This window comes from Leptolyngbya boryana PCC 6306, assembly GCF_000353285.1.
GTDB classification, from domain to species: Bacteria; Cyanobacteriota; Cyanobacteriia; order Leptolyngbyales; family Leptolyngbyaceae; genus Leptolyngbya; species Leptolyngbya boryana.
On sequence record NZ_KB731326.1, the window covers coordinates 291,312 to 317,024 of the forward strand.

Consider the following 25,713-nt stretch of genomic DNA (forward strand, 5'->3'; position numbering starts at 1 on the left):
TAATGCAATGATTCGAGTGTTCGGTCTCGAAGTCGGTGTTATTCCACTGCTTCAGCTATTTCCTTCACTCTGATTGAAACCGTCCATGGAGTGGGCTATTGCCTAAATTTGCCTCATGCGCCACAGTAGCTTATTTAACCGGACTCGCGCAAAAATGGCAGGCTGGTATGCTGTCATTCTAGGCTTAATTTTGGGTACTTCTAGCTTTATGACGTATCAGATGGTGGCATATGCTCATTGGCAAGCCGTCGATCGAGAGCTAGAGTCTATTTCTGGAACGCTTCATGACAGTTTAGAGCCAAAGCTGAAACAACCCGGAAAATTAGAGCCAATGGTTGAACAAGTCCTACCTGGGTTGTGTCAAGTTGATACAGCTTGCTCAACGGCTTCCGATGGCGATCGCCACATTCTCGGTATTGTTCAGAATGGCGGTTACTATATTCGTTTTCTTGATCTGTCGGGTCGTTTATTAGCAACGGCTGGAGCATCTCCAGCTCAATCCAATTTGCCAGGAAATATTCAAACTTGGCAAGTGATTCGCGATCGCGAATCACAACGCTATCATCAGTATTCATTAACGCTAAAAACCTCGACAGGACAGCCGTGGGGTTATCTGCAAATTGGACGATCGCTGCGGGAATACGACGAACACTTAGCGATGCTTCGGATCTTATTTCTCTTTGGGTTTCCAGGAGTTGTTTTGATCATTGCGATCGCAAGCTGGTGGTTAGCGGGACTGGCAATGAAGCCTGTGTATGATTCGTATGCAAGAATGCAGCAGTTTACTGCTGATGCTGCCCACGAACTACGAACCCCGATCGCAACGCTGCGAGCCACCGTTGAGACGGCTCAAGATAGCCAACCGATATCAGAACAAGAAACGCAAAATTTGCTATCAATCTTGAATCGTCAGTCAGATCGATTAGCCCAACTCGTTCAAGACTTGTTGCTACTTTCTCGAATGAATCAAAAAACACTATTTTCTCAAACACGCTTGTGTTGTTTAAATGATCTCATTAGTGATTTGGTTGAAGATCTATCAACATTAAATATCGCAGCCCCGATTCAATTGAGTGTTCAAATTCGAGTTTCAGAACAACTTTATGTGATGGGCGATGAGAATCAACTGATTCGTTTATTTTCAAATTTAATCACAAATGCCTTGCACTATACTCCTCCTGGCGGTCAAGTGATTGTGACCTTAGAGAAAGATGAGCATCAGGCTGTGATTCAAATTCGCGATACGGGAATTGGGATTGCGCCCAAGGATCAAGCTCGAATTTTTGATCGGTTTTATCGAGTCAACAGCGATCGCTCTCGGCAGACGGGTGGATCAGGCTTAGGACTGGCAATTGCTCAAGCGATCGCAAAAGCTCACAACGGCAAAATTGAAGTGGAAAGTACCGTCGGTAAAGGTAGCACATTCACCGTTCGCCTTCCACTGCAAAACCCACATCACCCATCCAGCAATAAAAAGCCTGTAACTTTCAGATGGAAAACCACAGGCTCGAAAATGGTGTGAGATCCAGACAAAGTAATGACAAACCTTGCTTGGATTCTCACCAATAATTCTACTCGTCAACTATAGAAATTAAGATGAAATTAAAATCCTTAGCTTTCTCTGATTTGTTCCGATTTATTTCTTGAATTAGCTATTTCATGCTGATTTCATTTTCTTGTGAGAGCTTGGAAATGAGAGCCGTTTTTTCTTAGAAAGAACAATCCTTTCTATTTTCTAGGGTCAGCCATGAAAATCTTAATTGTAGAAGATGATCAAGCGGTTGCTAGTTCCCTGAGTCTATTGCTGACTAGTCAAAATTATATTGTTGAAATTGCCCCGGATGGAGAAACCGCTTGGCAACTCGTTGAGGTATATGAGTATGACTTATTGATGCTAGATGTTTTATTGCCTCGCTTAGATGGAATCAGCCTTTGTCGTCGGCTGCGATCGCGAGGGTACAAGATGCCCATTCTCCTGTTAACAGGTTGTGATACTAGCCAAGACAAAGCAGCAGGACTCGATGCCGGAGCCGATGACTACCTTGTTAAACCGTTTAATCCAGAGGAACTTTTGGCGCGGATTCGGGCATTATTGCGCCGGGGAAATGTTGCATCGCCAGTTCTGACATGGGGTGACTTACGCTTCAGTCCTGCAACAGGAGAAGTGGGTTACGCAGGTCGCGCTTTACTACTGACTCCTAAAGAATATGCGCTGCTAGAATTATTTCTCCGCAACCCACAGCGAGTATTTAGCTACAACGTTATCTTGGATCATTTATGGACGGCTGGAGAAGCACCTAGCGACGATGCCATTCGAGCGCATATTCGCGGATTACGACAAAAGCTGAAAAATGCAGGCGCAGCGAATGATTTCATTGAAACCGTCTATGGGATTGGATACCGTCTTAACCCGCTGAAGAATCAGCCAGCGTTTCAAGCGTTGGAAGGTGAACTGAGTTCGTCCCCAGGGACTCCTCAACAAATGCTGGCATCACTGACCCAGGTTTGGAATCGGTTTCGAGGAAAGGTCGAAGAACAACTGGCGCTGTTGGATCGAGCGACAAAAGCGATCGCAAACCAATCCCTGGACGAAACGTTACAACAGCAGGCGGTTGGAGAAGCACATACCTTGTTTGGCGCTCTCGGAACCTTTGGATTTTCAGAAGGATCTCGGCTCGCCCAACAAATTGAGCAAATGCTGCAAGTCGGAGCATCGCTTCAGCAGAACGAGATTGCTTGCCTGTGTCAATTAGTTGCAGCCTTGCGTCAAGAAATTAATACACCAAGAGAGGAAAGCGACTCAGAGGATTCCGGGTTAGAACGCGAAGAAAATTGCCCTTTGCTACTGATTGTCGATCGCGATCCAATCGCAGCAGAACAAGTCGTTCATGAAGCTGGAAATTGGGGATTCCGAGGAGCGATCGCAAGCAATTTAACGGTAGCTCAAACCCTGGTGGAGCAAGATGCTCCCGCTGTGATTGTCCTTGATCCAACCGTGTCACAATCGATTCAAGAGAGTTTGGCGTGGCTGGCTGAATTAAGCCGTCAATCCCCTTCAATCCCAGTTTTGGTATGGACAGCACACCATCAACTGACCGATCGATTAGACGCAGCACGGTTGGGCGCTAAAGCGTTTCTGCATAAGCCAACGACACCAGCACAGGTTTTAGAAACTGCCATTGAGGTGCAGCGAATTGATGCATTTCAACGAGCAACACTGCCGGGATCTGCGAGAATCACAGTCTTGGCGGTCGATGATGATCCTCAAATTTTGGTTGCACTACAAACATTCCTGGAGCCGTGGGGATTTCGAGTCCTGACATTGAGTGAGCCAGAACGCTTTTGGCAAACATTAGAAGCAGCCCATCCAGACTTGTTAATTCTAGATGTCCGAATGCCGAATATTAGCGGGATTGATTTGTGTCGAACGGTTCGGAATGACCCAGACTGGAGTGGCTTGCCCGTCATTTTCTTAACTGCTCATACTGACACTACTACAGTGAATCAAGTCCTTGCTGTAGGAGCGGATGATTTTGTCAGTAAACCAATCGAGGGTGCAGAACTCGTGACCCGCATTATCAAGCGGTTGGAGCGAATCAAGCTGTTGCAAAGTCGGGCAGAAATTGACCCGCTAACTTGGGTTGCAAATCGTCCACAATCCATCCGAGCCATTCAGGGATTTCTGCGGCTGGCAAATCAGAATCAGCAACCGTTGTGTTTCGCGATTCTAGATCTCGATCGCTTCAAGCAAGTGAACGATGTCTACAGTCAGATGGCTGGCGATGCTGTCTTGCGCCAATTGGGGCAGATGCTTCGACAAACGTTTCATCAGCGATCGGTCGTTGCCCGTTGGGGAAGCGGAGAGTTTGTGATTGTGCTTTATGGCGTGACAAAAGCTCAAGGAATCGAGCAGCTTTCTGAAGTATTGAAAACGCTTCGGCAACATTTATTCACATCTAGCAACGGCAGTCCATTTCGAGTGACATTTAGTGCTGGTGTTGCCCAATACCCCGACGATGGAGATGACTTGGACGCTTTGAATCGTGCGGCGCAAACTGCTCTCCATCAGTCCAAATTGGCAGGCTGTGACTGTATTTTTTCGGCTGGCACTCCCGGAACCATTCATTCAACCTGACGCAAACGCTACTTGTTTCTGTAACAAGTTATTGCACCGAATGCGGTTTTGCCAAGTTCCTCATAACTTTCTCGGATTTTCTCACTATCTTCAGGAGTGTAAGGAAATTCAGCGCTCTCTCAGAAGAGGTTGAGCCTATGTTTCAAAAAATTCTGGTGGCTTTAGATAAGTCAGAAGTTAGTAATCAGGTGTTCCAAGCGGCTCTAGATTTGGCGAAATCGGATCACGCCAGCTTGCTGTTACTGCACGTTCTATCATTTGAGGAAGAAGACTATCCGATCGTGGTTGGACATACGAGTTTGAACTATAACTCGGAGGGAATGGACTCAGCGATAAAGCAATTTGACCAGCAATGGCGAGCCTATGAACACCAGGGGATTGAGATGTTGAAATCGCGAACAACCACTGCAACCGCAGCCGGAGTTCCAACCGAATACATTCAGTGTTTGGGCGGTCCTGGTGCTTGCATTTGTGCGAATGCACGGGAGTGGGGCGCTGATTTAGTGGTGATTGGACGGCGGAGATTATCAATCTTGCGAGAGTTAGTGTTGGGTAGTGTGAGTAACTATGTGATTCATCATGCGCCCTGTAATGTTCTAACGGTGCAATCTATTGTGCAGAAAAATGTTCACGCAGAACTGCTTCAAGCCGCAGAGCTATCTCCCTAAGTAAAGATTGATTGCAAAGACTTGTCCCTCTAGTGAACTGTAAGGTTTAGCGTATTGATAAAAGACATTAGGATGCTATCTCTTCAATTCACGCCTGTTGTCTTCATCCCCTTCTACTTGAAGGAAAGGAGAGAAATTATGAGTCGGAAAACATTAACTTATGGTCTAGCAGGGTTATTAGCGAGTAGTGCGATTGTTGGACTTGTCATCATGAGTAACGCACAAGCCGATCCCCAAAACTCGATGCTTGCTCAACGTCCTGCTACGCGCACGAATCCTTCTCAGCCACGGGTGATGATGGGGCAGATGGATCAGCATTTTATTCAGATGATGATCCCGCATCATGAAAGCGCGATCGCAATGGCAGATTTAGCCTTGACTCGTGCCAAGCGCCCAGACATCAAGAGGTTGGCTGAAACGATCAAGCAAGATCAGACCCGTGAAATTCAGCAAATGCGGACGTGGTACAAGCAATGGTATGGAACCGAAGTCCCTAAAATGTCGATGGGAAATATGGGCATGATGGGGCACGGACAAGGCATGGGAAATATGTCTACGCACTCAGGCATGATGGCGGACACTGAGATGCAGTTGGAGACGCTGAGAACTGCCCCTGACTTTGATCAAGCATTTATCCGCGAGATGATTCCGCATCACCAAATGGCAGTGATGATGTCTCAAATGTTGCTCAACGGGACAAATCGCCCTGAACTGAGAAGTCTGGCTCAATCAATCATTCAAAGCCAAACGGCTGAAATCAATCAAATGCGCCAGTGGTATCAAGCTTGGTATCCCAATGCTAGTCGCCAATCTCAAACAAGGTAAGCGTGATGTGGACAAAGCTAATTCTGGGGATTGTTGCTGCCAGTTTTGGCGTGTTGCTTGGTGTCGCTGTGGTGAACATAATTGACCCTCAACCCCCTAAACGAGTTAACTCGCATCCCGACCCCTACACTCACAACGGCAGATACCTTCGATAAACAGAGACACATTTGAAAAAGAGTACAAACAATGTAGGAGATGAATTATGTCTGGAATTTCTGGGCTTTCTGGAGGAAAACAAGATAACGAGAAGACGGCGGTTGATCCAATCTGTGGCATGACAGTTCAGAAAGCAACTGCCATCAAAGGTGAGTATGAGGGACAAACCTACTATTTTTGTAGCCCTCACTGTCAGAACATTTTTGCCGCACAACTCAAGGAAGAAGCTGAATCCGGCGAATGAGACGCTCGATCGCCTTCCTGTTGCTTTGATTTCTAACCCTTTCTACTTTAACCCTAAGCTTCGTGTTCCGAGCCTTTCTAATCAATTGCCTCTTTAAATTTCCCCTTAATAAAGGAGCTTGCTAGAGCATGACCTCACACGGACATCACAGCCATTCACATGGTGGTACGAAAACCCTAACCGCAGACAAAATGGCGAAAGATCCTATCTGCGGTATGGTCGTTGAAAAGGCAACTGCACTTAAAGCTGAACGGACTGGGCGCACCTACTACTTCTGTAGTCAGAGTTGCCTGAATACATTTGAAAACCCAGAACACGAACTGAAATCCATGCGACGACGGGTGACGATCGCGCTCACCGGAGTTGTCTTACTGGCAATTATGCGAGCCGCCGCTTTTCTAGGATTAGCTGCGGGAGTGACGCTGGTTACGTGGGTTCCAATTCCAGCACTCCCCTGGTTTACTTGGGGCGTGTGGCTGTTTATTTTAACAACTCCGGTGCAATTCATCGGCGGGTGGTCATTCTATGTAGGATCGTGGAACGCGATTCGGACACGCCACATTAACATGGATTTTCTCATCGCCTTAGGAACGACAGTGGCATACATCTACAGTGTTGTTGTTGTCTTCTTTCCCAATATTCTGCCTGTGAAAGTGGCAGAGCGCGAAGTTTACTTTGAAGTCTCTGCGATTATCATCGCCTTCGTGTTATTGGGCAAATACATGGAGGAGATTGTTAAGAAAAATTCCTCAGCAGCAGTCCGAAAACTACTTGATCTTCAAGCTCCGATTGCTAGGGTGATCCGAGACGGAGTGGAAATGGAAATTCCCGCAGAAACTGTCATGGTTGGGGAAACCATTGTTGTGCGTCCAGGCGAAAAAGTTCCAACGGATGGCACAGTGACTGAAGGTAATTCCTCGATCGATGAATCGATGCTGACCGGAGAATCAATCCCAGTCGAGAAAGCACCAGGATCTGAGGTGATTGGTGGCACCTTGAATCGAACCGGATTATTTCGATTTCGGGCAACTCGCGTGGGTTCAGAAACAGCACTCGCACAGATTATCAAATTTGTCGAAGAAGCCCAAAATAGCACTGCACAAGTTCAGCGATTAGCAGATACAGTGACAGGTTACTTTGTCCCTGCTGTTGTTGGAATTGCTGTCCTTGCCTTCATCGGATGGTTAATTGCAGGAAATTTTCCACAAGCCCTGCTTGCATTCATTGCCGTGTTGATTATTTCCTGTCCTTGTGCATTGGGTGTTGCGACACCAGCCGCGTTGATGGTGGGGGTGGGCAAAGGAGCAGAAGCTGGAATTCTGATTCGAGGTGGCGAAGTGCTGGAGCGAGCACAAAAACTTTCAACAGTGATTTTTGATAAGACGGGCACTTTGACTCGTGGAGAACCGAGTGTTACCAATGTTGAGACATTTACAGATCGTCCCAAAGATGAAGTCTTGCGGTTAGCAGCTTCGGTAGAAGCAGGGTCAGAACATCCGTTGGGCGAAGCGATCGTGCGAGCAGCAACCAAGAACCGCCTAGATCTAGTGAGCGTGAAAAACTTTGAAGCCATCCCTGGGCATGGAATTCGAGGCGATGTTAATAGCGATCGCGTCGTCTTAGGCAATCGGCGATTGTTCCGAGAACAAGGCTATGCGATCAATTCTACGGTTGAAAATCTATTAACCCAACTCGAAACTGAGGGCAAAACGGCGATGCTGGTCGGCTGTAATGGTTTATTAGTGGGTGTCATTGCGGTTGCAGATACCCTGAAACCCGAAGCGATCGAGGCAGTCACAGGTTTGAAGCGAGAACGAGTAAAAGTTGCGATGCTGACCGGAGATAATCAGCGCACGGCAGATGCGATCGCTCGGCAATTGGGTATCGATCGCGTGATTGCAGAGGTGCTACCAGGCGATAAAGCTCAAGTGGTAAAAGACTTGCAAAAGCGGGGTGAAGTGGTCGCAATGGTCGGAGATGGAGTCAATGATGCTCCGGCTCTGGCAACGGCTGATATTGGGATTGCGATCGGATCGGGGGCAGATGTTGCCAAAGAGACGGGTGGAATTATTCTCGTCAAAAACGATGTCCGGGATGTAGTTGCCTCGATTCGACTGTCTCGCGCTACATTGCGGAAGATCAAACAAAATCTTTTCTGGGCGTTCATCTACAACACGATCGGGCTTCCGATTGCTGCCTTTGGCTTTCTGAGTCCAATTATTGCAGCAGCGGCGATGGCGCTTAGTTCGCTGTCGGTCATCGTCAATTCATCGCTCTTAAAAGGATTCAAGGTCAAACCTGATGAGCATTCGATCGCGACAACTTAAGAAGCTTCGTGAAACACCGTTTTGTTCCTAATCTATTGTTCTCTTAATTACTGAGGCTGCAATGACTCATCAACATGATCATTCTTCTAACCCCCCACGCGGCAATCAACAGATTAGTCCAAGCCGCTCGTTTGTTCGGATTGTTATGTATGTCACGATCGGCATTATTGTGTTTTTTCTGATCACAGAACACACAGCCCATTTAATCAGTTTTTTGCCGTACTCGCTTTTGTTTATTTGTTTGTTTATGCATCTATTCATGCATGGCGGTGGACATGGCGGACACGGTGGAGGGAACAATAACCAACCGCGTTAAGCACAATTTACTAAGCAATCATTCTGCTCAACTTTACTGTCAATGAGGTTCAACTGATGAATACGATGCCCGCTTATGGACTATGGGGATTAGTCCTAATCAATTCACTCATTTTCATTGTGTTCGCCTTTAGTTTCACGAAGCCCAAAACTGCGCGTGATTGGCGATCGTTTGGAGCATTTTCTGCCTTCATTGTTGCGCTATTCACAGAGATGTATGGGATTCCGCTCACAATTTACCTGCTATCGGGTTGGCTGCAAAATCGATTTCCAGGAATGAATTTGCTCGGTCATGACACCGGACATCTGTGGTGGACAGTTCTCGGTATGAAGGGTGATCCTCACCTCAATCCGATTCACTGGCTCAGTAATATTTTTATTGTGGGTGGCTTAATTGTGTTGGGATCGGCTTGGGAAGTTCTCTACAAAGCCCAGCGCAGCCATACATTAGCCACATCAGGTCCTTATGCAGTGATTCGCCATCCGCAATATGTGGCGTTCATCACAATTATGCTGGGCTTCTTAATTCAATGGCCCACCATCATCACGCTCATCATGTTTCCCATTTTAGTGGTAATGTATGTCCGACTAGCACGGCAAGAAGAGCGAGAAGCACGCGCAGAATTTGGAGACGAATACAGCCGTTATATGGCAAATACACCAGGCTTTTTCCCACGCTGGGGAAGATCTAGAAGTCGCACGACATCATAGTTTTTGCATGATAGTTTAACGATATGGGAGGTTGATATGACAATGCACACGTATGACCATGAAGAACGCCATCTCACTCGTAACACGAGTACAAGACTGAGAGTTCGATCGCTAGCATTTGCTGTCGGAGTTGCTACAGGTTTTGCCTATCTGCTCTGCATTCTCTTCATTGCGCTGGCTCCCCAAGCAGCAATGCGATTTTTTAGCTATATTCTGCACGCTGATCTGAGCGGAATCATGCGAACGGTGAACTTCGGAAGCTTTGTGGCGGGTCTGCTGTTTTGGTTGATCGCGCCTGCGTTATATGCTGCCCTCGTAGCCCGCTTCTACAATTCATTCTCAACCAGATAGTTCGCTTAAAAACACGATGCACAACGAATAGGAAGACCCATGAGTGATTTAATCGTGATTGGCTTTAAAGATGAATTCAAAGCAGATGAAGTTCTCATTGATCTGCGAAAACTCGAACTCGAATACTTGATTGATCTAGAAGATGCTGCTGTTGTGGTGAGAAATCAACAAGGCAAAGTCAAGATCAAACAAACTCAAGAACTTGTGGCTTCTGGGGTGTTGAGCGGTGGCTTCTGGGGACTCCTATTCGGATTTCTGTTTTTCAACCCTTTGTTAGGCTGGGCACTTGGAGCAACCGTTGGAGCAATTTCTGGGGCACTGACCGACATTGGGATTGATGACAACTTTATTCGTGAAATCGGTGAGACAATCGAACCTGGAACCTCTGCTCTATTCATTCTGGTACGGAAATCTACTCCGGACAAAGTTCTGGAAGACTTGAGCAAGTTTGAAGGAAAAGTAATCCGGACTTCACTCTCAAAGCATGATGAAGCAGAATTGCAGGCAGCATTAGCAAAGTCTCATCAAGCTCTCCAAGAAGCTTCTAGCGATCGATAACCTTAGATTCAAGAGGTGATTATGTTTTACAAAATTCTTGTTGCGATCGATCAGTCTGATCTGGGTGAGCAATTGATGGAAAAAGCCATCACAATTGCAAAACCAATCGATGCTCAGTTAATGTTGCTAAATGTTGCGTCTCCTTTCTATTCAGGCTATCCAGATCCGCCTGTTTATCCTATGGTTGATAGCATCTATCAAGAAGCAAACCAAACCATTCTGGAACGCTATGAACAAGAAGTAGAAGCGATCAACCAGCAAGGCTTAGATTTGCTCCGATCTCAGCAAGCGATTGCAACCCAAGCAGGAGTCGAAACAGAGATCACACAAAGTTTTGGCGATCCAGGTCATGTGATTTGCGACGTTGCCCGAAATTGGCAAGCAGACTTAATTATCATTGGACGACGTGGGCTTTCGGGATGGAAGGAAATGATTTTAGGAAGTGTGAGCAACTATGTGATTCACCATGCACCCTGCTCGGTTCTAACGGTTCAGCCCCTTTTACAATCTACTCCTGAAGCACCTCACATTGCTCAAGTCCATCATCATTAGCCTTAGAAACGCACTTTAGACGGTAGGAGGAATCTATGTTTAGTAGAATTCTCGTTGCGATCGAGATGTCAAAAGCAGGTCGGCACGTTTTTGAAACCGCTTTAGCACTTGCAAAGGCAACAGGTGCAAATCTGAAAATCTTGCACGTTCTATGTCCAGACGAAGAAGGTTGCCCAGATACATCAGGACTGTTAGGCACCTACTACTATCCAGGCACGGATGATGAAGCCACAGAACATGGACAAATTGGATGGGAGCAATATTCTCAGAAATGTTTAGAGCGGTTGCGATCGCTCGTACAGATAGCAACAACCGAGGGGGTTCAAGCTGAGTTTGCTCAACCGAGTGGAAAACCAAGTCAGACAATCTGCGAAGAAGCCCGGAATTGGGAGGCGGATCTGATTGTGATTGGTCAGCGCGGGCTTTCAGGTTGGGAGAAAGCATTGCTTGGCAGTGTCAGCAGTTATGTGATTCAAAATGCTCCCTGTTCTGTGTTGGCTGATCAATCGCCAATTCGAGCGAGATCTGTTCCCGCAAAAGTTTAGAAGCGTTGTCCAGCGTTCTTGCATTTCTCCTTTTGGCAGCAGTTTTCTTAATTGCTGTCATCATTCTTCTGGCTTTGATCTTTTCATCTCAATGAGTCATTCATTTTACTAAATAGTTTAAGTAAAAATGGCAGAACAACCGCGATTTTTAAATAGATTCCTTGCTTTAATCCAAGGAGAGGTTCCTGCCGACACTCTTGAAGCCTATCAGCGTGCAGGCAATGCCGTTTACGATCTCCTGAAGCAAGTTGAAGACCATCGCTTATCGCTCAAAATTCAGGGCTTAAATCCCTGGCAGTTCGATACGGCAACTCAGACACAATTTCTTTGCGCTTGGAATGCGTTTGTGTTGCAAAGTGTGGGGGATCAGCTTTTGCAAGCGGACTATCGTGCTGACCCCGCGACGATCGGATATGTTCCACCAATGACCGCAGAACAAGCACTTAACTTTTATAACCAGGTTGGAAAATGGTTAAGTCGGGCACACCAAGCAAGTAACAATCCCACCTATCGGCTCGATGTTCCACTCCCCGCCGATCTACCAGTCTGGGGAGAAGAAAAGCCCTGTCCAAATTCACATTTGGATGGCATGATTAGTGCGACGAAACTGATCCGAACTCATACTGAGGCAGCGATCGCAGGGTTTGAATCGGATACGATCGCCTCTGAACATGAAACCGCTCTGAACCAAATTCACCAACTGTTAGCCAGCGCCACGAGTGAAGCAGAATATGCCGAGCAACTCTGGGCACCTAAGCTTGCTCAAGTTGTGCATGAAAAAGTTGAGCAACACGCTAGAACAGCCTTGGAGCAGTACTATCGGCTTGGGCAAATGTTAGCAATGCCGCAACTGCTAGATCGTAGGTATTCCACTCAAGCCAGCAAAGCAGCATTTTCTGGACAGACTTCTCGTTTACCGCTTCCCGAAGAGGCAGGCTTTGATCGTTGGTGTTTAACTGATCCTGTCGTTCGAGACGATCCAAATCGTCCAAATGATACTGAGGCGGCGATCGCACTAATTTGGAAGTACGATCCCGAACCAGAAAAAACATTGGCGATTCAAGCAGACATCAATGGGGCTTTAGAACGACACGATATTGACTATGCCACTGATCGATTTGGAGATCGCATAGGACACTACTACTGCTGTCCTTGGGCACCCATCTATGTTGTGAAACATCCAGTCACGATCGCAAATCGCCATCTTCGCACGTTCCAAGAATTCACATTAGAAATCTCAGCCGAAGCAGTTCCTAGAGGCGGAGAGTTCAAACGAAAACTGTTAGTGGGATCATTCCAACCCGTTGAAGATATGGAGTACTGCTCACCGTTTTCTAGCGATCGACGCAGTGGTTCTCATCATCGTAGAAGTTGTTAACCGTTAGGAGAGTTAGACGATGACAAAACAATCACGGTTTGCTTGGTCGCAAATTCTAGGTTACGGATTAGCGGGTTTAGTTGGTGCTGGGGTTGCAGTTGTCAGTCAGCGATCGTCAATTTCCAATCCTAGTAATTCTGCACAATCTACTGCTCAATCTCCTAACATGACTGCTATCAACCATCGGCTCAATGTCACGGGTAGAGGCGGAGATGGCGATTTTGTTGCGGTAGCAGCCAAAAAAGTAGAACCAGCCGTTGTCCGCATCGATACAGAACAAGTGATCCAGCTATCGAAAGATCCAGCGTTAGAGAATCCGATTCTGCGCCGCTTTTTTGGCATGGATAATGCTCCAATGCCTCAGCAACGGGAATTACGACGGGGCATTGGCTCTGGATTTATTGTCGATCGTAATGGCATTCTTCTGACCAATGCTCATGTCGTCAAAGGCGCAGATAAAGTCACTGTAACCTTGATTGATGGGCGAACTTTTCAAGGAACAGTGCGAGGCACAGATGAGTTGATGGATCTAGCAGTCGTCAAAATCGATCCAAAAGGTCAAGAGTTACCCGTTGTGCCATTAGGAAGTTCTGATCAAGTAGAGGTTGGAGACTGGGCGATCACGGTCGGCAACCCACTTGGTTTAAACAACACCGTAACCCTGGGAATCGTCAGCAATTTGAGTCGATCGAGCAATCAGGTTGGCATTCCAGAAAAACGATTAGATTTTATTCAAACCGATGCTGCAATTAATCCGGGAAATTCTGGTGGTCCCTTGCTCAATAAAGCCGGAGAAGTCATTGGAATCAATACTGCGATTCGCTCTGATGCACAAGGAATCGGATTTGCAATTCCTATCAATACCGTAAAAGCTGTTCAACCGCTCCTTGCCGATGGAAAAAGTGTTCCGTATCCCTATCTGGGAGTTCAGATGGCAACCATCACACCAGAAATTGCTCAAATGAACAATCGACGATCGGATCTACCGTTTCAAATACCAGAGGTTGCTGGAGTACTAGTTATACAAGTACAGCCAAACGCACCAGCAGCAACCGCAGGGGTACGCCCTGGAGATGTTTTTGTTGAACTGAATGGACAGCCCATTACTAAGGCAGAACAAATACAGCAAGTGCTAGCAAAAAGCCAGGTTGGTCAAACCTTACAGGTCAAAGCTCGTCGGGGCGATCAAACGCTTGCTCTATCCATTCGGGTTGGGAATTTACGTGACGCAACCAATGAGTAATGTAACTCACAACTTTTCTAGCTGGAGGTCACACAATGAAGTTAGTTGAGCAAGAGGGAGACACCATCAGCGTTCAGAAAGAATTAATTCAGCTTTATCAAGCACATCTTGCTTATGACGATGTTACTGCACAATTACGTAGCAATATCGCGATCGAGAGTTGGGTATACCGCAGGCAAGCGGCTCAGGTGCTTTCGCTAAAACTCGGAGACACAGTTGTTGATTTAGGGTGTGGTACAGGTTTGAACTTTCCTCTATTTCAAGAAGCTGTAGGATCTCAAGGAAAAATAATTGGTGTGGAAAGTGCCACCGTGATGTTAAAACAAGCATGGCAGCGAGTACAAACTGAAGATTGGTCGAATGTTGAACTAGTTGATAGCAGAAGTGGTTTGTTCCGTTTTCCAAATCAGGTTGATGGAATTTTCTCAACCTTTGTCATCCCGTTACTTTACCAATTTGAGCAAATTGTTGGGGATGGTTGTGCAGCACTCGCACCCGGAAAACGATGGATCATTCTAGATCTCAAATCCCCTACATCAGAAACTTCGGTGCTTTCAACTTTACTCAGTGACTTTATGAATCAATCGCTCGGAGAAATTGCAAGCAAAGAAAAGTGGATGACATGGATTCCGATTCAGAATTACCTGGGAAACGCTTCATTAAGCAAGCCTTGTACAGGTTTTGTTTACACTGCTCCGCTAGCAAGTAGAGGAAACGTAGGATGAACGCTATTTTAAAAGATCCGGTTTGTGGCATGACTGTTCAAGCAGAACAAGCAATAACCGCTTCTTACCGCGATCGCACCCTTCATTTCTGCTCAGAGTTCTGCCAAACTAAATTCTTTGAGCATCCAGACCTTTATCTTACGACGCTCACGACCGCTCAGATCAATGAAGCAAAAACTAGTAGACGAGTTGCCTACTTCTCAATGGAAGTTGCGATCGGATCAACGATGCCTACTTATAGTGGAGGATTGGGTGTTTTGGCAGGCGATACGTTGAAATCTCTAGCTGATTTGCGGGTTCCTGCGATCGGAGTCAGCTTACTTTACCGTAAAGGTTATTTTGATCAGGCATTAACCGCGTGGGGGGAGCAGCAAGAACGTCCGGTGAGTTGGAACCCCGATCGCTTCCTTCGCCTGTTGCCTGAAGTGGTCTCGATCAAGCTTGAGCAACGCAGCGTCAATGTTCGAGCTTGGCAGTATGACATTGTAGGACTCAATGGTTACAGCGTTCCCCTAATCTTGCTCGATACCGATATGGAAGGCAACACCAACGACGATCGAGGATTAACAGATTTTCTTTATGGTGGGGATGAACGCTATCGACTAGCTCAAGAAGTTGTTCTAGGAGTCGGTGGAATCAAGATGCTTCAGACGCTGGGCTACACAGGCATTGAACGATTTCACATGAATGAAGGACACGCTAGTTTACTGGTCATTGCAATGTTGAGGGAACGGAATGGACAAGCCAGTGAAACTTGGGATTTTAGCAACATCCGTAACCAGTGTGTCTTCACGACGCATACCCCTGTCCCCGCAGGACACGATCAGTTTGACTATGGTTTAGTCCAGCATGAATTGGGTCAATTGGTGCCATTCGAGGTACTGCAAATGTTGGGAGGACGCGATCGACTGAATATGACCTTACTGGGACTCAATCTGAGTCATTACGTAAACGGAGTCGCAAAGCGGCATGAAGAAGTCTCGCAAGCCATGTTTCCTGGCTATCCGATTCACCATATTACGAACGGCGTTCACTCCTGGACATGGACGTGCGATAGTTTTCGAGCGCTCTACGATCGCTATATTCCGGGCTGGAGCAATGATCCATCCATGCTGAGACACGCGATCGACATTCCTCAACCTGATATCTGGACTGCCCACCGAACGGCGAAAGCACAACTACTGGACTATATTCAACAACACACAGATTATTCATTGTTCCCAGATACTCTCACGATTGGCTTTGCCCGTCGCGCAACTCAATACAAACGGGCAGATTTAGTTTTCTCTAATCTCGATCGATTGTTAGACATTGCTCAAGAGGTAGGTTCCTTACAGTTTGTATTTGCTGGGAAAGCCCATCCTAAAGACAAAGCAGGTAAAGAGTTAATTCAACATATCTTCAACGTTTCGCGTCAACTGCGCGATCGCATCCCAGTGGTTTTTCTAGAAAACTACGATATGGATCTCGCTAAATTCCTGGTATCTGGCGTTGATCTTTGGCTCAACACACCGCAAAGACCGCTCAAAGCTTCTGGAACGTCTGGCATGAAAGCTGCTCATAATGGTGTTCCAAGCTTTAGTATTCTCGACGGCTGGTGGATCGAAGGGCACATTGAGGGAATCACAGGTTGGTCAATTGGTGCAAAAGGGTCAGCAATCAATCCCTCAGAAGACTTGAATCGTGAGGATGCAGAGGATTTGTATCAAAAATTGAAGAACGTCATTGTGCCACTATTCTATCGAGAACGTGAACGCTGGGTAGATGTAATGCGGCATTCGATCGCTTTGAATGCTTCGTTTTTTAACACGCACCGAATGGTACAACAATACGTCACGAATGCCTATCTATCGTGAAATGGCTGAAACACTCTAGTTGAGCTAGACCATTCCTCCAGACAACTGCTTTCATCTTCATCACAGTCGTTTATTACTCTCAATAAATTATGACAGTCATTCCTGTAAAACAGACCGCTTCCCTTACCGCAGAAGAACTGCGTAAAATGCAGGCTTACTGGCAAGCAGCGAACTATCTTTCAGTTGGACAAATCTATCTTCTCGATAATCCGCTCTTGCGTGAACCGCTCAAATTGGAACACGTTAAACCCAGACTCCTGGGACATTGGGGAACAACGCCTGGACTGAATCTAATTTATGTGCATTTCAATCGATTGATTAAACGCCATGATTTAAACGTCATCTACGTTGCAGGTCCGGGGCATGGCGGTCCTGGTTTGGTTGCCAATACCTACCTAGAAGGTACTTATAGCGAATTCTACCCCAACATTTCTCAAGACCTTGAGGGAATGAAACTACTGTTTAAGCAGTTCTCCTTTCCTGGAGGCATTCCCAGCCATGTTGCTCCTGAAACACCTGGCTCTATTCACGAGGGTGGTGAACTGGGCTATGCCTTGCTTCATGCTTATGGTGCTGCGTTTGATAATCCTGATTTGCTGGTTTGCTGTGTTGTGGGAGACGGTGAAGCTGAAACAGGAGCACTGGCAACCAGTTGGCATTCTAACAAGTTCCTCAATCCAGCCCGTGATGGCGCAGTTCTACCGATCTTGCACCTGAACGGCTACAAGATCGCCAATCCAACGATTCTGGCGCGGCTCGACCAAGAGGAACTAGAGGCTCTATTTGTGGGATATGGCTATAAACCGTATTTTGTGGAGGGAGATGATCCTGAAACGGTACATCAACTGTTAGCAGGGACGCTGGATACGATCGTTGCCGAAATCAAAACGATTCAGCAGGATGCCCGCATCAATGGCTTCTCTAAACGTCCTCGCCATCCCATGTTAATTCTACGCACCCCCAAAGGCTGGACAGGTCCCAAAATAGTCGATGGTATTCCTGTCGAAAATACGTTCCGATCGCACCAAGTTCCTTTGGCTGAGTTGGCAAGTCAACCTGAGCATCTCAAACTTCTAGAAGACTGGCTGCGAAGCTATCAACCTGAAAAACTGTTTGACCAGACTGGCAAACTGATTGAGGAACTGGCAGAACTTGCGCCTCAAGGCGATCGCCGCATGGGGGCTAATCCTCATGCCAATGGGGGATTGCTCCTCAAAGATCTGAAATTGCCGAACTTCCGAGACTACGCCGTTGAAGTTCCAAACCCTGGCACAACAACAGCAGAATCAACTCGAATCATGGGACAGTTCTTGCGCGATGTGATGAAACTGAACCTCGATCGCCAGAATTTTCGAGTTATGAGTCCCGATGAAAACAACTCAAATCGATGGAATGCAATCCTGGAAGTGATCGATCGCGTTTCTACGGCTGAAATTTTGCCGACTGATGACCATCTTTCTCCTGATGGTCGGGTGATAGAAGTTCTGAGTGAGCAGATGTGCCAGGGCTGGCTAGAAGGATATCTGTTGACGGGTCGCCACGGATTTTTCTCTTGCTATGAGGCATTCATCCACATCATTGATTCGATGTTCAATCAACACGCTAAATGGTTGAAAGTCACTCGTCATATTCCTTGGCGTCGATCGATTGCATCTCTGAACTATCTACTAACCTCCCATGTTTGGCGACAAGACCACAATGGATTTTCACACCAAGATCCTGGCTTTATCGATCATGTGGTTAACAAAAAAGCAGATGTCATTCGAGTTTATCTACCTCCAGACGCGAACACGCTTCTTTCAGTGACTGATCATTGTTTACGAAGTCGTCACTATGTCAATCTGATTATTGCCGGAAAACAACCAGAGCTACAGTGGCTCGATATGGAGTCCGCAATTAAACACTGCACTGCTGGCATTGGCATCTGGGAATGGGCGAGCAATGACCGAGGTAGTGAACCTGATGTCGTGATGGGATGTGCCGGAGATGTGCCAACCCTTGAAACATTGGCAGCCGTTGATCTGTTACGTCAACACTTTCCCGACTTAAAAGTGCGGGTTGTGAATGTGGTAGATCTGATGAAACTTCAACCTGAGGAGGAACATCCTCATGGATTAAGCCATAAAGAATTTGACACCATCTTCACAACTGATAAGCCCATTGTGTTTGCCTATCACGGCTATCCCTGGCTCATCCACCGCTTGACCTACCGTCGCACCAATCATAAAAATCTTCATGTGCGGGGATACAAGGAAGAAGGAACCACAACCACTCCGTTCGATATGGTGGTACTCAATGATTTAGACCGCTTTCATCTCGTTCTTGATGTCATTGATCGAGTGCCCAAACTGGGTTACACAGCCGCCTATACTCAGCAATTCATCCGCGACAAGCTGATTGAACATAGACAGTACATCACTCAATACGGTGAGGATATGCCTGAAATCCGCAACTGGAAATGGCAGCACTAATTGATCACTATTTTGGAGATAAACCTGTTTGGAAGTGAATAGGGAGCAAAATGAAGTCATGGAACCAAAATTGCTAGTAACACTGCCATCTCATTCCCCTTCTCCAGGCGATCGTGGGGCGGTAACGTCCTCTGCCCCAGATTCAAGTCTGCTGATTCCGGCTGGTTTTGTCATCCTCTCAGCGATCGCGATTTCAATTTATGTCTTCATACCTAAACAGATACATCAGGCTGCACTTGACTTGAAATGCCGTTCCAAAGTCCCGTGTCGTCACTGTCGGTATTTTAGCCACAACAATTATCTCCGATGCAGCGTTCATCCGACAACCGCAATGACTGAGAAAGCCATTGATTGTCAGGATTATGATCCAATTGTTAGGAGTAACCGTTGAAAACGATTCTGCGAGGAAGTAAATGAATCACCCTGCACTGCTTTTTTGGAATATTTCAGTTGCGGAATCGCTTCAACAATTGCAAACTACCCCGAATGGGCTAACGAATGACGAGGTGGCACGACGACTCACACGCTACGGATTTAATCGGCTCAAACCTAAACAGCAGTCAACCATCCTCACGTTGCTATTGGCACAGTTCAAAAGTCTGATATCCTCATTCTGATCTTTGCTGCTTAGAACTGGATGGTTTATTGAATCGATCATTTCTGCTTCGATGATTGTACTGGTGATTCGCACTCGCAAGCCATTCTTCAAAAGTCAACCTGGCAGACTCTTATTAATTGCAACCTTGCTAGTTGCAGGAGGCACGCTCCTTATGCCATTTACTCCACTAGCGACCCCGTTTAATTTTCAACTTTTGCCTATCTCGTTTTTCTTACTGATAGGCATAATTATTATAGTTTATATTGTAGTGGCAGATACTATGAAGCGCTTCTTCTATCAACGAGTCAAGTTTTGAAATTTTGAGAGGTTAACTCAATGCATGAACATAATCTTGCAGAAGCTTCGGTAACGTTTGATCAACAGAAAAAACATAGCAACTTCTTGATTTGGATCAATCGTCTGATTGGAACAGTAGTCATGTTCATAGCCTGTTTAGCCGTCTGCCATTTTGCTGGAATCATCCATTTAAATCCTGGTCATTTCTAGATCACCTAAGAAGCGGTCTTAACCAGGCTCCTGCTATGGACTAGTCATGGGACGCTCTAAAAATTCTCACTTCAACCGATATAGCCAAATTGCTAACATTGTTGCTCGTCATGGGCTTGGGTATTTTGTTGGCATCCTCGGATTAGAACGCTTTGTTCCTTTTCATCAGGGATTACTGGGTCATTCCCGCCGGACAGAGCCTTACACTCAGCCTGAACATATCCGTATGGCATTTGAGGAATTAGGTCCAACCTTCATTAAGTTGGGGCAGATTCTTTCTACACGCGCTGACCTGCTGACACCTGAGTATCAGGCTGAGTTTGCCAAACTTCAAGATCAAGCCTTACCTGTCCTAACCAATGCAATGGAGGACATCTTGGCAGAAGAACTAGGAAAACCAATCAATGCTGTGTTTGCAACATTTGATCCTACTCCGATCGCGGCAGCCTCAATTGGTCAAGTTTACACAGCAACGCTGCATGATGGAACAGAAGTTGTCGTCAAGGTACGCCGACCTGGGATTGTTGAGCAGGTTGAAGAGGATCTAGAAATTCTACAAAATCTAGCAGTTAGTGCTAGTTATCGTTGGGAACTTGCCAAGCAGTACGATGTGATTGGGTTGGCTCAGGAATTCGCGCAAACTCTTCGATCGGAACTAGACTACTTACGTGAAGGACGAAACGCTGAACGCTTTGCTAAAAATTTCGCTCACAATCCAAATGTTCATATCCCGCGAATTTTTTGGGAATCCACAACTTCACGGGTGCTAACAATGGAACGCATTCGAGGAATTAAAGTTAGCGATTTATCCGCTCTAAATGCGGCTGGAATTAACCGCAAGACACTGGCTGAACAAATTGCCCAACTGAATCTGCAAATGGTCTTCGAGGACGGCTTTTTCCATGCAGATCCGCATCCAGGCAATTTTTTCATTGAACCCAACGGACGAATTGGCTTGATTGACTTTGGCATGGTAGGCAACTTAGATGCAAACACCCAAGAGCACCTTGCGGCAATCCTTCTAGCCGTAATTAGCCAGGATGCGAATCGCCTAGTAGACGCATTCCTAGAGCTTGGTTTCGCTCAACAGACCGTAGACCGCACTTTATTAAGGCGAGACTTGCAATATTTGGTTTCCCACTATTATGGACAGCCACTTGGAGAAATTGCGATCGGCAAGATTCTCAACGAGATGCTAGATGTTGTCCGCCGCCATCACTTACAGTTGCCGTCAAACCTGGGCTTGTTTTTCAAGGCTGGAATCATCAATGAAGGAGTCGTTGCACACCTTGATCCATCGGTTAGCGTCACAGCATTGCTGATGCCCTATGTTGAGAAATTACTACTCCGGCAGTATTCTCCGACGCTTTGGGCACAACGGCTCAGTGAAGCGAGCTTGTACGCTACTCAGTGGGGAGTGGAATTACCCCGAAAGTTAAAGTATATCGTTGGTGAACTAGAACGCGGCAATCTGCGGATAAATACACAATTGACCAACGGCGAACCAATTGTTCGCCGATTTGAACGGTTCACAAACCGGATTGTGTTGAGCATTATTACGGCTGCTTTAATCAATAGCTTGGCAGTTTTAATGTTGATTTATCATCCAGCCAATTGGGAGAAATGGGCAGGTTATTTCTTCACAGTTGGATTCATTGCAGCCAGCACATTCGGAATTTATCTGATCTGGAGTACTCTTCGCTCAAAACACTAGTTCAGTTAGTTTTCAAGCACACAGATACATACATAAATCCGCACGAAGTAGGTTGGAGGTAGCAATGCTTTCTAGAAAATCAAAGTTCCTTCGGATTGGTCAAGTCGCTATTCAAAGCGGTGTCCCGATTAAAACACTTCGTTATTACGACGAGCTAGGATTGTTGAAACCGCCTATTCGTAGTCGTGGTGGCTTTCGTCTGTTTTCCCCTGAAGTGTTCGATCGTCTGATGCTAATTAAAGGTGCTCAGATTCTAGGCTTAAACCTTCAGGAAATTAAAGAATTGCTGCAAATTTGTGAGCAATGCAAATGTCCTAGCGAAACAGACAAACAGAAGCTAGAAACCCTGCTCCAGGAAATTGACTACCGAATCTTGCAGTTGCGGTTTTTACAAGCTGAATTTGCAACTGCGATCGCCGCTTTTAATCACAGTTAGAGATAGTACATATAAACGGAAACAAATCTACAGAGACTTTATGTGTACCTTACCGAGTAAAGAGAAATGAAGAAGTGTTTCAGTTTCGGGCAATCCAGCGTTACTCATAACTTTCTCGGATTCTTTTGCAAGGCTAGAGTATTGGGACTTGCAAAATTAAATCCGTATTGAGAAGGTTACTGCGTAATGACTCAACTACTTCCAAAACCTTCGGAGAAAGATTCTTTACCTGACTTGCCGGACTCTGAGCAGTCACTAAAAACCTCTTGGAAAAAACGTTTACTAATTGGTACAAGTCTTGCGATCGCTGCTGGCGGACTCACCACCTGGTACTTTCTCTCCCGCCCTAAACCAGTCGATCTCCAGTTGAGCGGTCGCATCGAAGGCTATCAAACTGATGTTGGTGCCAAAATCGGGGGGCGGGTCAACTATATCGCTGTGCGGGAAGGCGATCAAGTGAAAACAGGTCAAGTGGTGGCTCGACTGAATGATGACGAAGTTCAGGCTCAACTGCGCGGCGCACAAGCTCGGCTGACGGCTGCCCAGCAGCAGGAAAATCAGTCTCGTCTACAAATTCAAGTGGTTGAAAGCCAGATTCAGCAAGCCCGATTGACGCTGGAGCAATCTCAGGGCGATCAACAGGGACGCATTTTTCAAGCAGATTCTACCGTAGCAGCAGCAGAGGCACAACTGAAGCAGGCGCAGGCGCAATTGAAGTTAGCGCGGGTGAACCGAGATCGCTTTGCTCAACTGGTGCGAGAGGGCGCAGCAACTCGGCAGCAGTTCGATCAAGCCCAGACCAACTACGAAACCGCTCAAGCGACTGTAGAAGCCAACCAAAAGCAGGTAGATGCTGCCCGTGGTGGCTTGACCCTGGCACAAACTTCTAGCTTGAACCCTGACATTCGTAATGCTCAAGTCTCCGGACTGCTACAACAGCGCCAACAGGCTTACGCTCAATTAAAAGCGGCTCAAGCCGAGGTTAAAAATGCCCAGGCAGCAATCCAGCAGATTCAGGCACAAATCGCGTATCTGAATGTGATTAGCCCAATTAACGGTGTAGTGACGGCTCGCAGTGTGGAACCGGGCGCAGTGGTCAGTAGCGGTAGAACGCTGCTGTCTGTCGTAAATCTCAATACGGTCTATCTCAGAGGTTTCATTCCAGAGGGTAGCATTGGCAAGGTGCGAGTCGGTCAGAAGGCAACTGTGTTTTTAGATTCTGATCCCAACAAACCTCTAAACTCAACCGTTGCCGCGATCGATCCACAAGCCTCGTTCACACCAGAAAACATTTACTTCCGCGACGATCGCGTTCAGCAAGTCTTTGGGATCAAACTCCAGATTGAGAACCCATCCGGCTTCGCCAAGCCTGGAATGCCAGCGGACGCGACCATTCTCACCGAGCAGAGGTAATCTTTATGAGCCTGACGCTAAGTGAACAAAATTTTTCACCTGCTTTCTCTCCCTCAAGTTCTACAGCCGTCATTCAAGTACAAGGGTTGCACAAACGTTACGGTCGATTGGCAGCCGTGCGTGGAATTGACTTTGAAGTTTATGCAGGTGAAATTTTTGGATTGATCGGACCTGATGGAGCGGGCAAAACCACCACGTTTCAAATTCTAGCAGGCGTGATGGAAGCAACAATGGGAAATGTTCAGGTTCTCAATCGTTCTCCTCGCAATGCTCGACTAGAAACTGGCTACCTGACTCAACAATTCTCCCTCTACCTCGATCTCAGCATTGACGAGAATCTACGCTATGTGGCTGGCTTGCGCCAGGTTCCCGATCGCGTCTTTCAAGAGCGACGGGCAAAATACTTGAAATTAATGAATCTAGAAAGGTTTGGGAACCGCTTGGCAGGACAACTCTCTGGTGGAATGAAGCAGAAGTTAGCCCTTTGCTGTGCCCTCGTGTCTCAGCCTCAAGTATTGCTCCTAGATGAACCCACGACTGGCGTTGATCCTGTTTCTCGACGTGAGTTTTGGGATGTCCTTGCAGCGCTTTCAAAAGAAGGGGTGACGATCGTGGTTGCCACGCCTTATCTAGATGAGGCAGAACGCTGTCATCGAATTGCTTTAATGTACGAGGGGCAGATTCAGCAAACCGGAACCCTGGCTGAACTCAGGGCTAATTTAGGTTTGCAGCGATTGGAAGTGCGGAGTAATGATATCACTCTCACAGAGCAAACGTTATTAGACATTGCATCCAGTAATACGACAGGAATTCAGGATGTGCAAACCTTTGGCGATCGCCTAGATGTCTTAGTCAAAAACGCCCAAACCGACAAAGCTCAAATTCAGTCAGCCCTTCGTCAGCACAACTTACAAATTACCATTCAACAAACCGAGACAACCCTAGAAAATGTCTTCGTTAGTCGCCTCAGACAACAAGGCTCTGATCCGCCGTTTATTCCCTTTCCACGCTCACTTAGAAAGCATTCCAGATCCAGTTCAAACCCTCAAACTTCAAACCTGGCGATCGCTGCTCATAATCTCAAAAAAACCTTTGGCACATTCCAATCTGTGAAAGGGGTGGAACTAGAGATTCAGTATGGAGAGATTTACGGATTGTTAGGAGCAAACGGAGCAGGGAAAACTACCACGATTAAGATGCTCTGTGGGTTACTGTCTCCCACTAGCGGAGAAGTGATTTTGGCAGGACAGCGCAACAATTTACGAAACCCAGAAGTACGGCGACGCATTGGCTACATGAGCCAGAAGTTTACCCTTTACGACGATTTGAGTGTTGTGCAAAACTTGGAATTTTACTGCGGGGTGTATGGGGTGCCAACTTCCCAACGACGCAGTAGGATTGATTGGGTTTTAGCAACTTGTGGTTTAGTAGGTCAGGAAGACATGATTACGGGACGGCTACCCGGCGGTTGGAAGCAACGGGTTGCTTTTGGAGCCTCAGTGATGCACGAACCGGAAATTTTGTTTCTAGATGAACCGACCTCTGGTGTTGATCCGCTAGCGCGTCGTCAGTTCTGGCGTTTGATTGAAGACTTTGCTCGTCAGGGGACTGCCGTGCTCGTTACGACTCATTATCTGGAAGAAGCGGAACATTGCCATCGCATGGGCTTTATGGTTGCAGGTGAGGTTGTTGCTCAAGGTTCTCCTAGCCAAATCAAAGCCGAGCAGCCAGGTCAACTCGTTGAACTCGTGATTGATCAAGCTCAAACCGCCTCTGATCTGCTGAAACTGCATTTGGAGCCGTGGCGAGTTTCCCTGTTTGGCGATCGCCTTCATCTAGTTTTGAATAATTTAGATCAAGACTTACCTCGGATTCGTGCCCTGCTTCAGGATGCTGATCTACCAATCCGCCGTTTCCGAACGATTCCCTTCTCTCTGGAAGATGCCTTTATTGGAATTGTCCAACGTGCGATCGAGAGGTGAGCC

Annotated in this window: 24 protein-coding genes; all 24 read left to right on the forward strand. The window is 46.6% G+C overall.

What is annotated here, in order from left to right; genetic code table 11:
* Positions 1-115: 115 nt before the first annotated feature.
* The 24 genes from rppB (at position 116) to LEPBO_RS0134790 (ending at position 25,710) form a co-directional block, all read left to right on the forward strand.
* Positions 116-1,522, forward strand: coding sequence for a two-component system sensor histidine kinase RppB (gene rppB / locus LEPBO_RS0134675; RefSeq protein WP_017292190.1), 1,407 nt, complete (start codon positions 116-118; stop codon positions 1,520-1,522).
* Positions 1,523-1,747: 225 nt separating this feature from the next.
* Complete coding sequence (locus LEPBO_RS0134680; protein WP_017292191.1) at positions 1,748-4,135, forward strand: response regulator; 2,388 nt, start codon at positions 1,748-1,750, stop codon at positions 4,133-4,135.
* Between the two features lie 137 nt (positions 4,136-4,272).
* Positions 4,273-4,803, forward strand: a complete 531-nt coding sequence (locus LEPBO_RS39490; protein WP_017292192.1) for a universal stress protein — start codon at positions 4,273-4,275, stop codon at positions 4,801-4,803.
* Between the two features lie 138 nt (positions 4,804-4,941).
* Positions 4,942-5,628 carry a DUF305 domain-containing protein gene (locus LEPBO_RS0134690; protein ID WP_017292193.1) on the forward strand — a complete coding sequence of 229 codons (687 nt, stop codon included), beginning with the start codon at positions 4,942-4,944 and terminating at the stop codon, positions 5,626-5,628.
* A 202-nt stretch (positions 5,629-5,830) separates the two neighbouring features.
* Positions 5,831-6,028: a YHS domain-containing protein gene (locus tag LEPBO_RS0134695; protein ID WP_017292194.1), complete on the forward strand. Its 198-nt coding sequence runs from the start codon at positions 5,831-5,833 to the stop codon at positions 6,026-6,028.
* Positions 6,029-6,156: 128 nt separating this feature from the next.
* Positions 6,157-8,355, forward strand: a complete 2,199-nt coding sequence (locus LEPBO_RS0134700) for a heavy metal translocating P-type ATPase (protein WP_144056476.1) — start codon at positions 6,157-6,159, stop codon at positions 8,353-8,355.
* Between the two features lie 61 nt (positions 8,356-8,416).
* The gene (locus LEPBO_RS0134705) at positions 8,417-8,671 is read left to right on the forward strand and encodes a DUF2933 domain-containing protein (RefSeq protein WP_026149149.1); all 255 of its coding nucleotides are present in this window, start codon (positions 8,417-8,419) and stop codon (positions 8,669-8,671) included.
* Positions 8,672-8,727: 56 nt separating this feature from the next.
* The gene (locus tag LEPBO_RS0134710; protein WP_017292196.1) at positions 8,728-9,381 is read left to right on the forward strand and encodes a methyltransferase family protein; all 654 of its coding nucleotides are present in this window, start codon (positions 8,728-8,730) and stop codon (positions 9,379-9,381) included.
* Between the two features lie 36 nt (positions 9,382-9,417).
* The gene (locus LEPBO_RS0134715) at positions 9,418-9,732 is read left to right on the forward strand and encodes a DUF5676 family membrane protein (RefSeq protein ID WP_144056477.1); all 315 of its coding nucleotides are present in this window, start codon (positions 9,418-9,420) and stop codon (positions 9,730-9,732) included.
* Between the two features lie 39 nt (positions 9,733-9,771).
* Complete coding sequence (locus LEPBO_RS0134720) at positions 9,772-10,290, forward strand: DUF1269 domain-containing protein (protein ID WP_017292198.1); 519 nt, start codon at positions 9,772-9,774, stop codon at positions 10,288-10,290.
* Between the two features lie 21 nt (positions 10,291-10,311).
* Positions 10,312-10,842, forward strand: a complete 531-nt coding sequence (locus tag LEPBO_RS0134725) for a universal stress protein (RefSeq protein ID WP_017292199.1) — start codon at positions 10,312-10,314, stop codon at positions 10,840-10,842.
* 35 nt (positions 10,843-10,877) lie between these two features.
* The gene (locus tag LEPBO_RS0134730) at positions 10,878-11,387 is read left to right on the forward strand and encodes a universal stress protein (protein ID WP_017292200.1); all 510 of its coding nucleotides are present in this window, start codon (positions 10,878-10,880) and stop codon (positions 11,385-11,387) included.
* A 127-nt stretch (positions 11,388-11,514) separates the two neighbouring features.
* Entirely contained in the window at positions 11,515-12,765 is a 1,251-nt protein-coding gene (locus LEPBO_RS0134735) for a hypothetical protein (RefSeq protein WP_017292201.1), read from the forward strand.
* Between the two features lie 19 nt (positions 12,766-12,784).
* Positions 12,785-14,008 (forward strand): HhoA/HhoB/HtrA family serine endopeptidase, encoded by a 1,224-nt coding sequence (locus LEPBO_RS0134740; RefSeq protein ID WP_017292202.1) that lies wholly within the window; start codon positions 12,785-12,787, stop codon positions 14,006-14,008.
* A 35-nt stretch (positions 14,009-14,043) separates the two neighbouring features.
* Positions 14,044-14,733, forward strand: coding sequence for a class I SAM-dependent methyltransferase (locus LEPBO_RS40675; RefSeq protein ID WP_017292203.1), 690 nt, complete (start codon positions 14,044-14,046; stop codon positions 14,731-14,733).
* On the forward strand, positions 14,730-16,589 hold the full coding sequence (gene glgP, locus LEPBO_RS0134750; protein WP_017292204.1) for an alpha-glucan family phosphorylase: 1,860 nt from the start codon (positions 14,730-14,732) through the stop codon (positions 16,587-16,589). The genes LEPBO_RS40675 and glgP overlap by 4 nt, the downstream gene beginning before the upstream one ends.
* 89 nt (positions 16,590-16,678) lie before the next feature.
* Entirely contained in the window at positions 16,679-19,060 is a 2,382-nt protein-coding gene (locus tag LEPBO_RS0134755) for a phosphoketolase family protein (RefSeq protein ID WP_017292205.1), read from the forward strand.
* A 58-nt stretch (positions 19,061-19,118) separates the two neighbouring features.
* The gene (locus tag LEPBO_RS42710) at positions 19,119-19,451 is read left to right on the forward strand and encodes a hypothetical protein (RefSeq protein WP_144056478.1); all 333 of its coding nucleotides are present in this window, start codon (positions 19,119-19,121) and stop codon (positions 19,449-19,451) included.
* Between the two features lie 22 nt (positions 19,452-19,473).
* Entirely contained in the window at positions 19,474-19,677 is a 204-nt protein-coding gene (locus LEPBO_RS0134760; protein ID WP_017292206.1) for a cation-transporting P-type ATPase, read from the forward strand.
* A gap of 3 nt (positions 19,678-19,680) precedes the next feature.
* Positions 19,681-19,974, forward strand: coding sequence for a cation transporting ATPase C-terminal domain-containing protein (locus LEPBO_RS45540; protein WP_347276222.1), 294 nt, complete (start codon positions 19,681-19,683; stop codon positions 19,972-19,974).
* A gap of 237 nt (positions 19,975-20,211) precedes the next feature.
* The gene (locus LEPBO_RS0134775) at positions 20,212-21,879 is read left to right on the forward strand and encodes an ABC1 kinase family protein (RefSeq protein WP_017292209.1); all 1,668 of its coding nucleotides are present in this window, start codon (positions 20,212-20,214) and stop codon (positions 21,877-21,879) included.
* A gap of 64 nt (positions 21,880-21,943) precedes the next feature.
* Entirely contained in the window at positions 21,944-22,315 is a 372-nt protein-coding gene (locus tag LEPBO_RS39500; protein WP_017292210.1) for a MerR family transcriptional regulator, read from the forward strand.
* Between the two features lie 186 nt (positions 22,316-22,501).
* Positions 22,502-23,728 (forward strand): HlyD family secretion protein, encoded by a 1,227-nt coding sequence (locus LEPBO_RS0134785; protein WP_017292211.1) that lies wholly within the window; start codon positions 22,502-22,504, stop codon positions 23,726-23,728.
* Between the two features lie 5 nt (positions 23,729-23,733).
* Positions 23,734-25,710: an ATP-binding cassette domain-containing protein gene (locus LEPBO_RS0134790; RefSeq protein ID WP_017292212.1), complete on the forward strand. Its 1,977-nt coding sequence runs from the start codon at positions 23,734-23,736 to the stop codon at positions 25,708-25,710.
* Positions 25,711-25,713 lie beyond the last annotated feature (3 nt).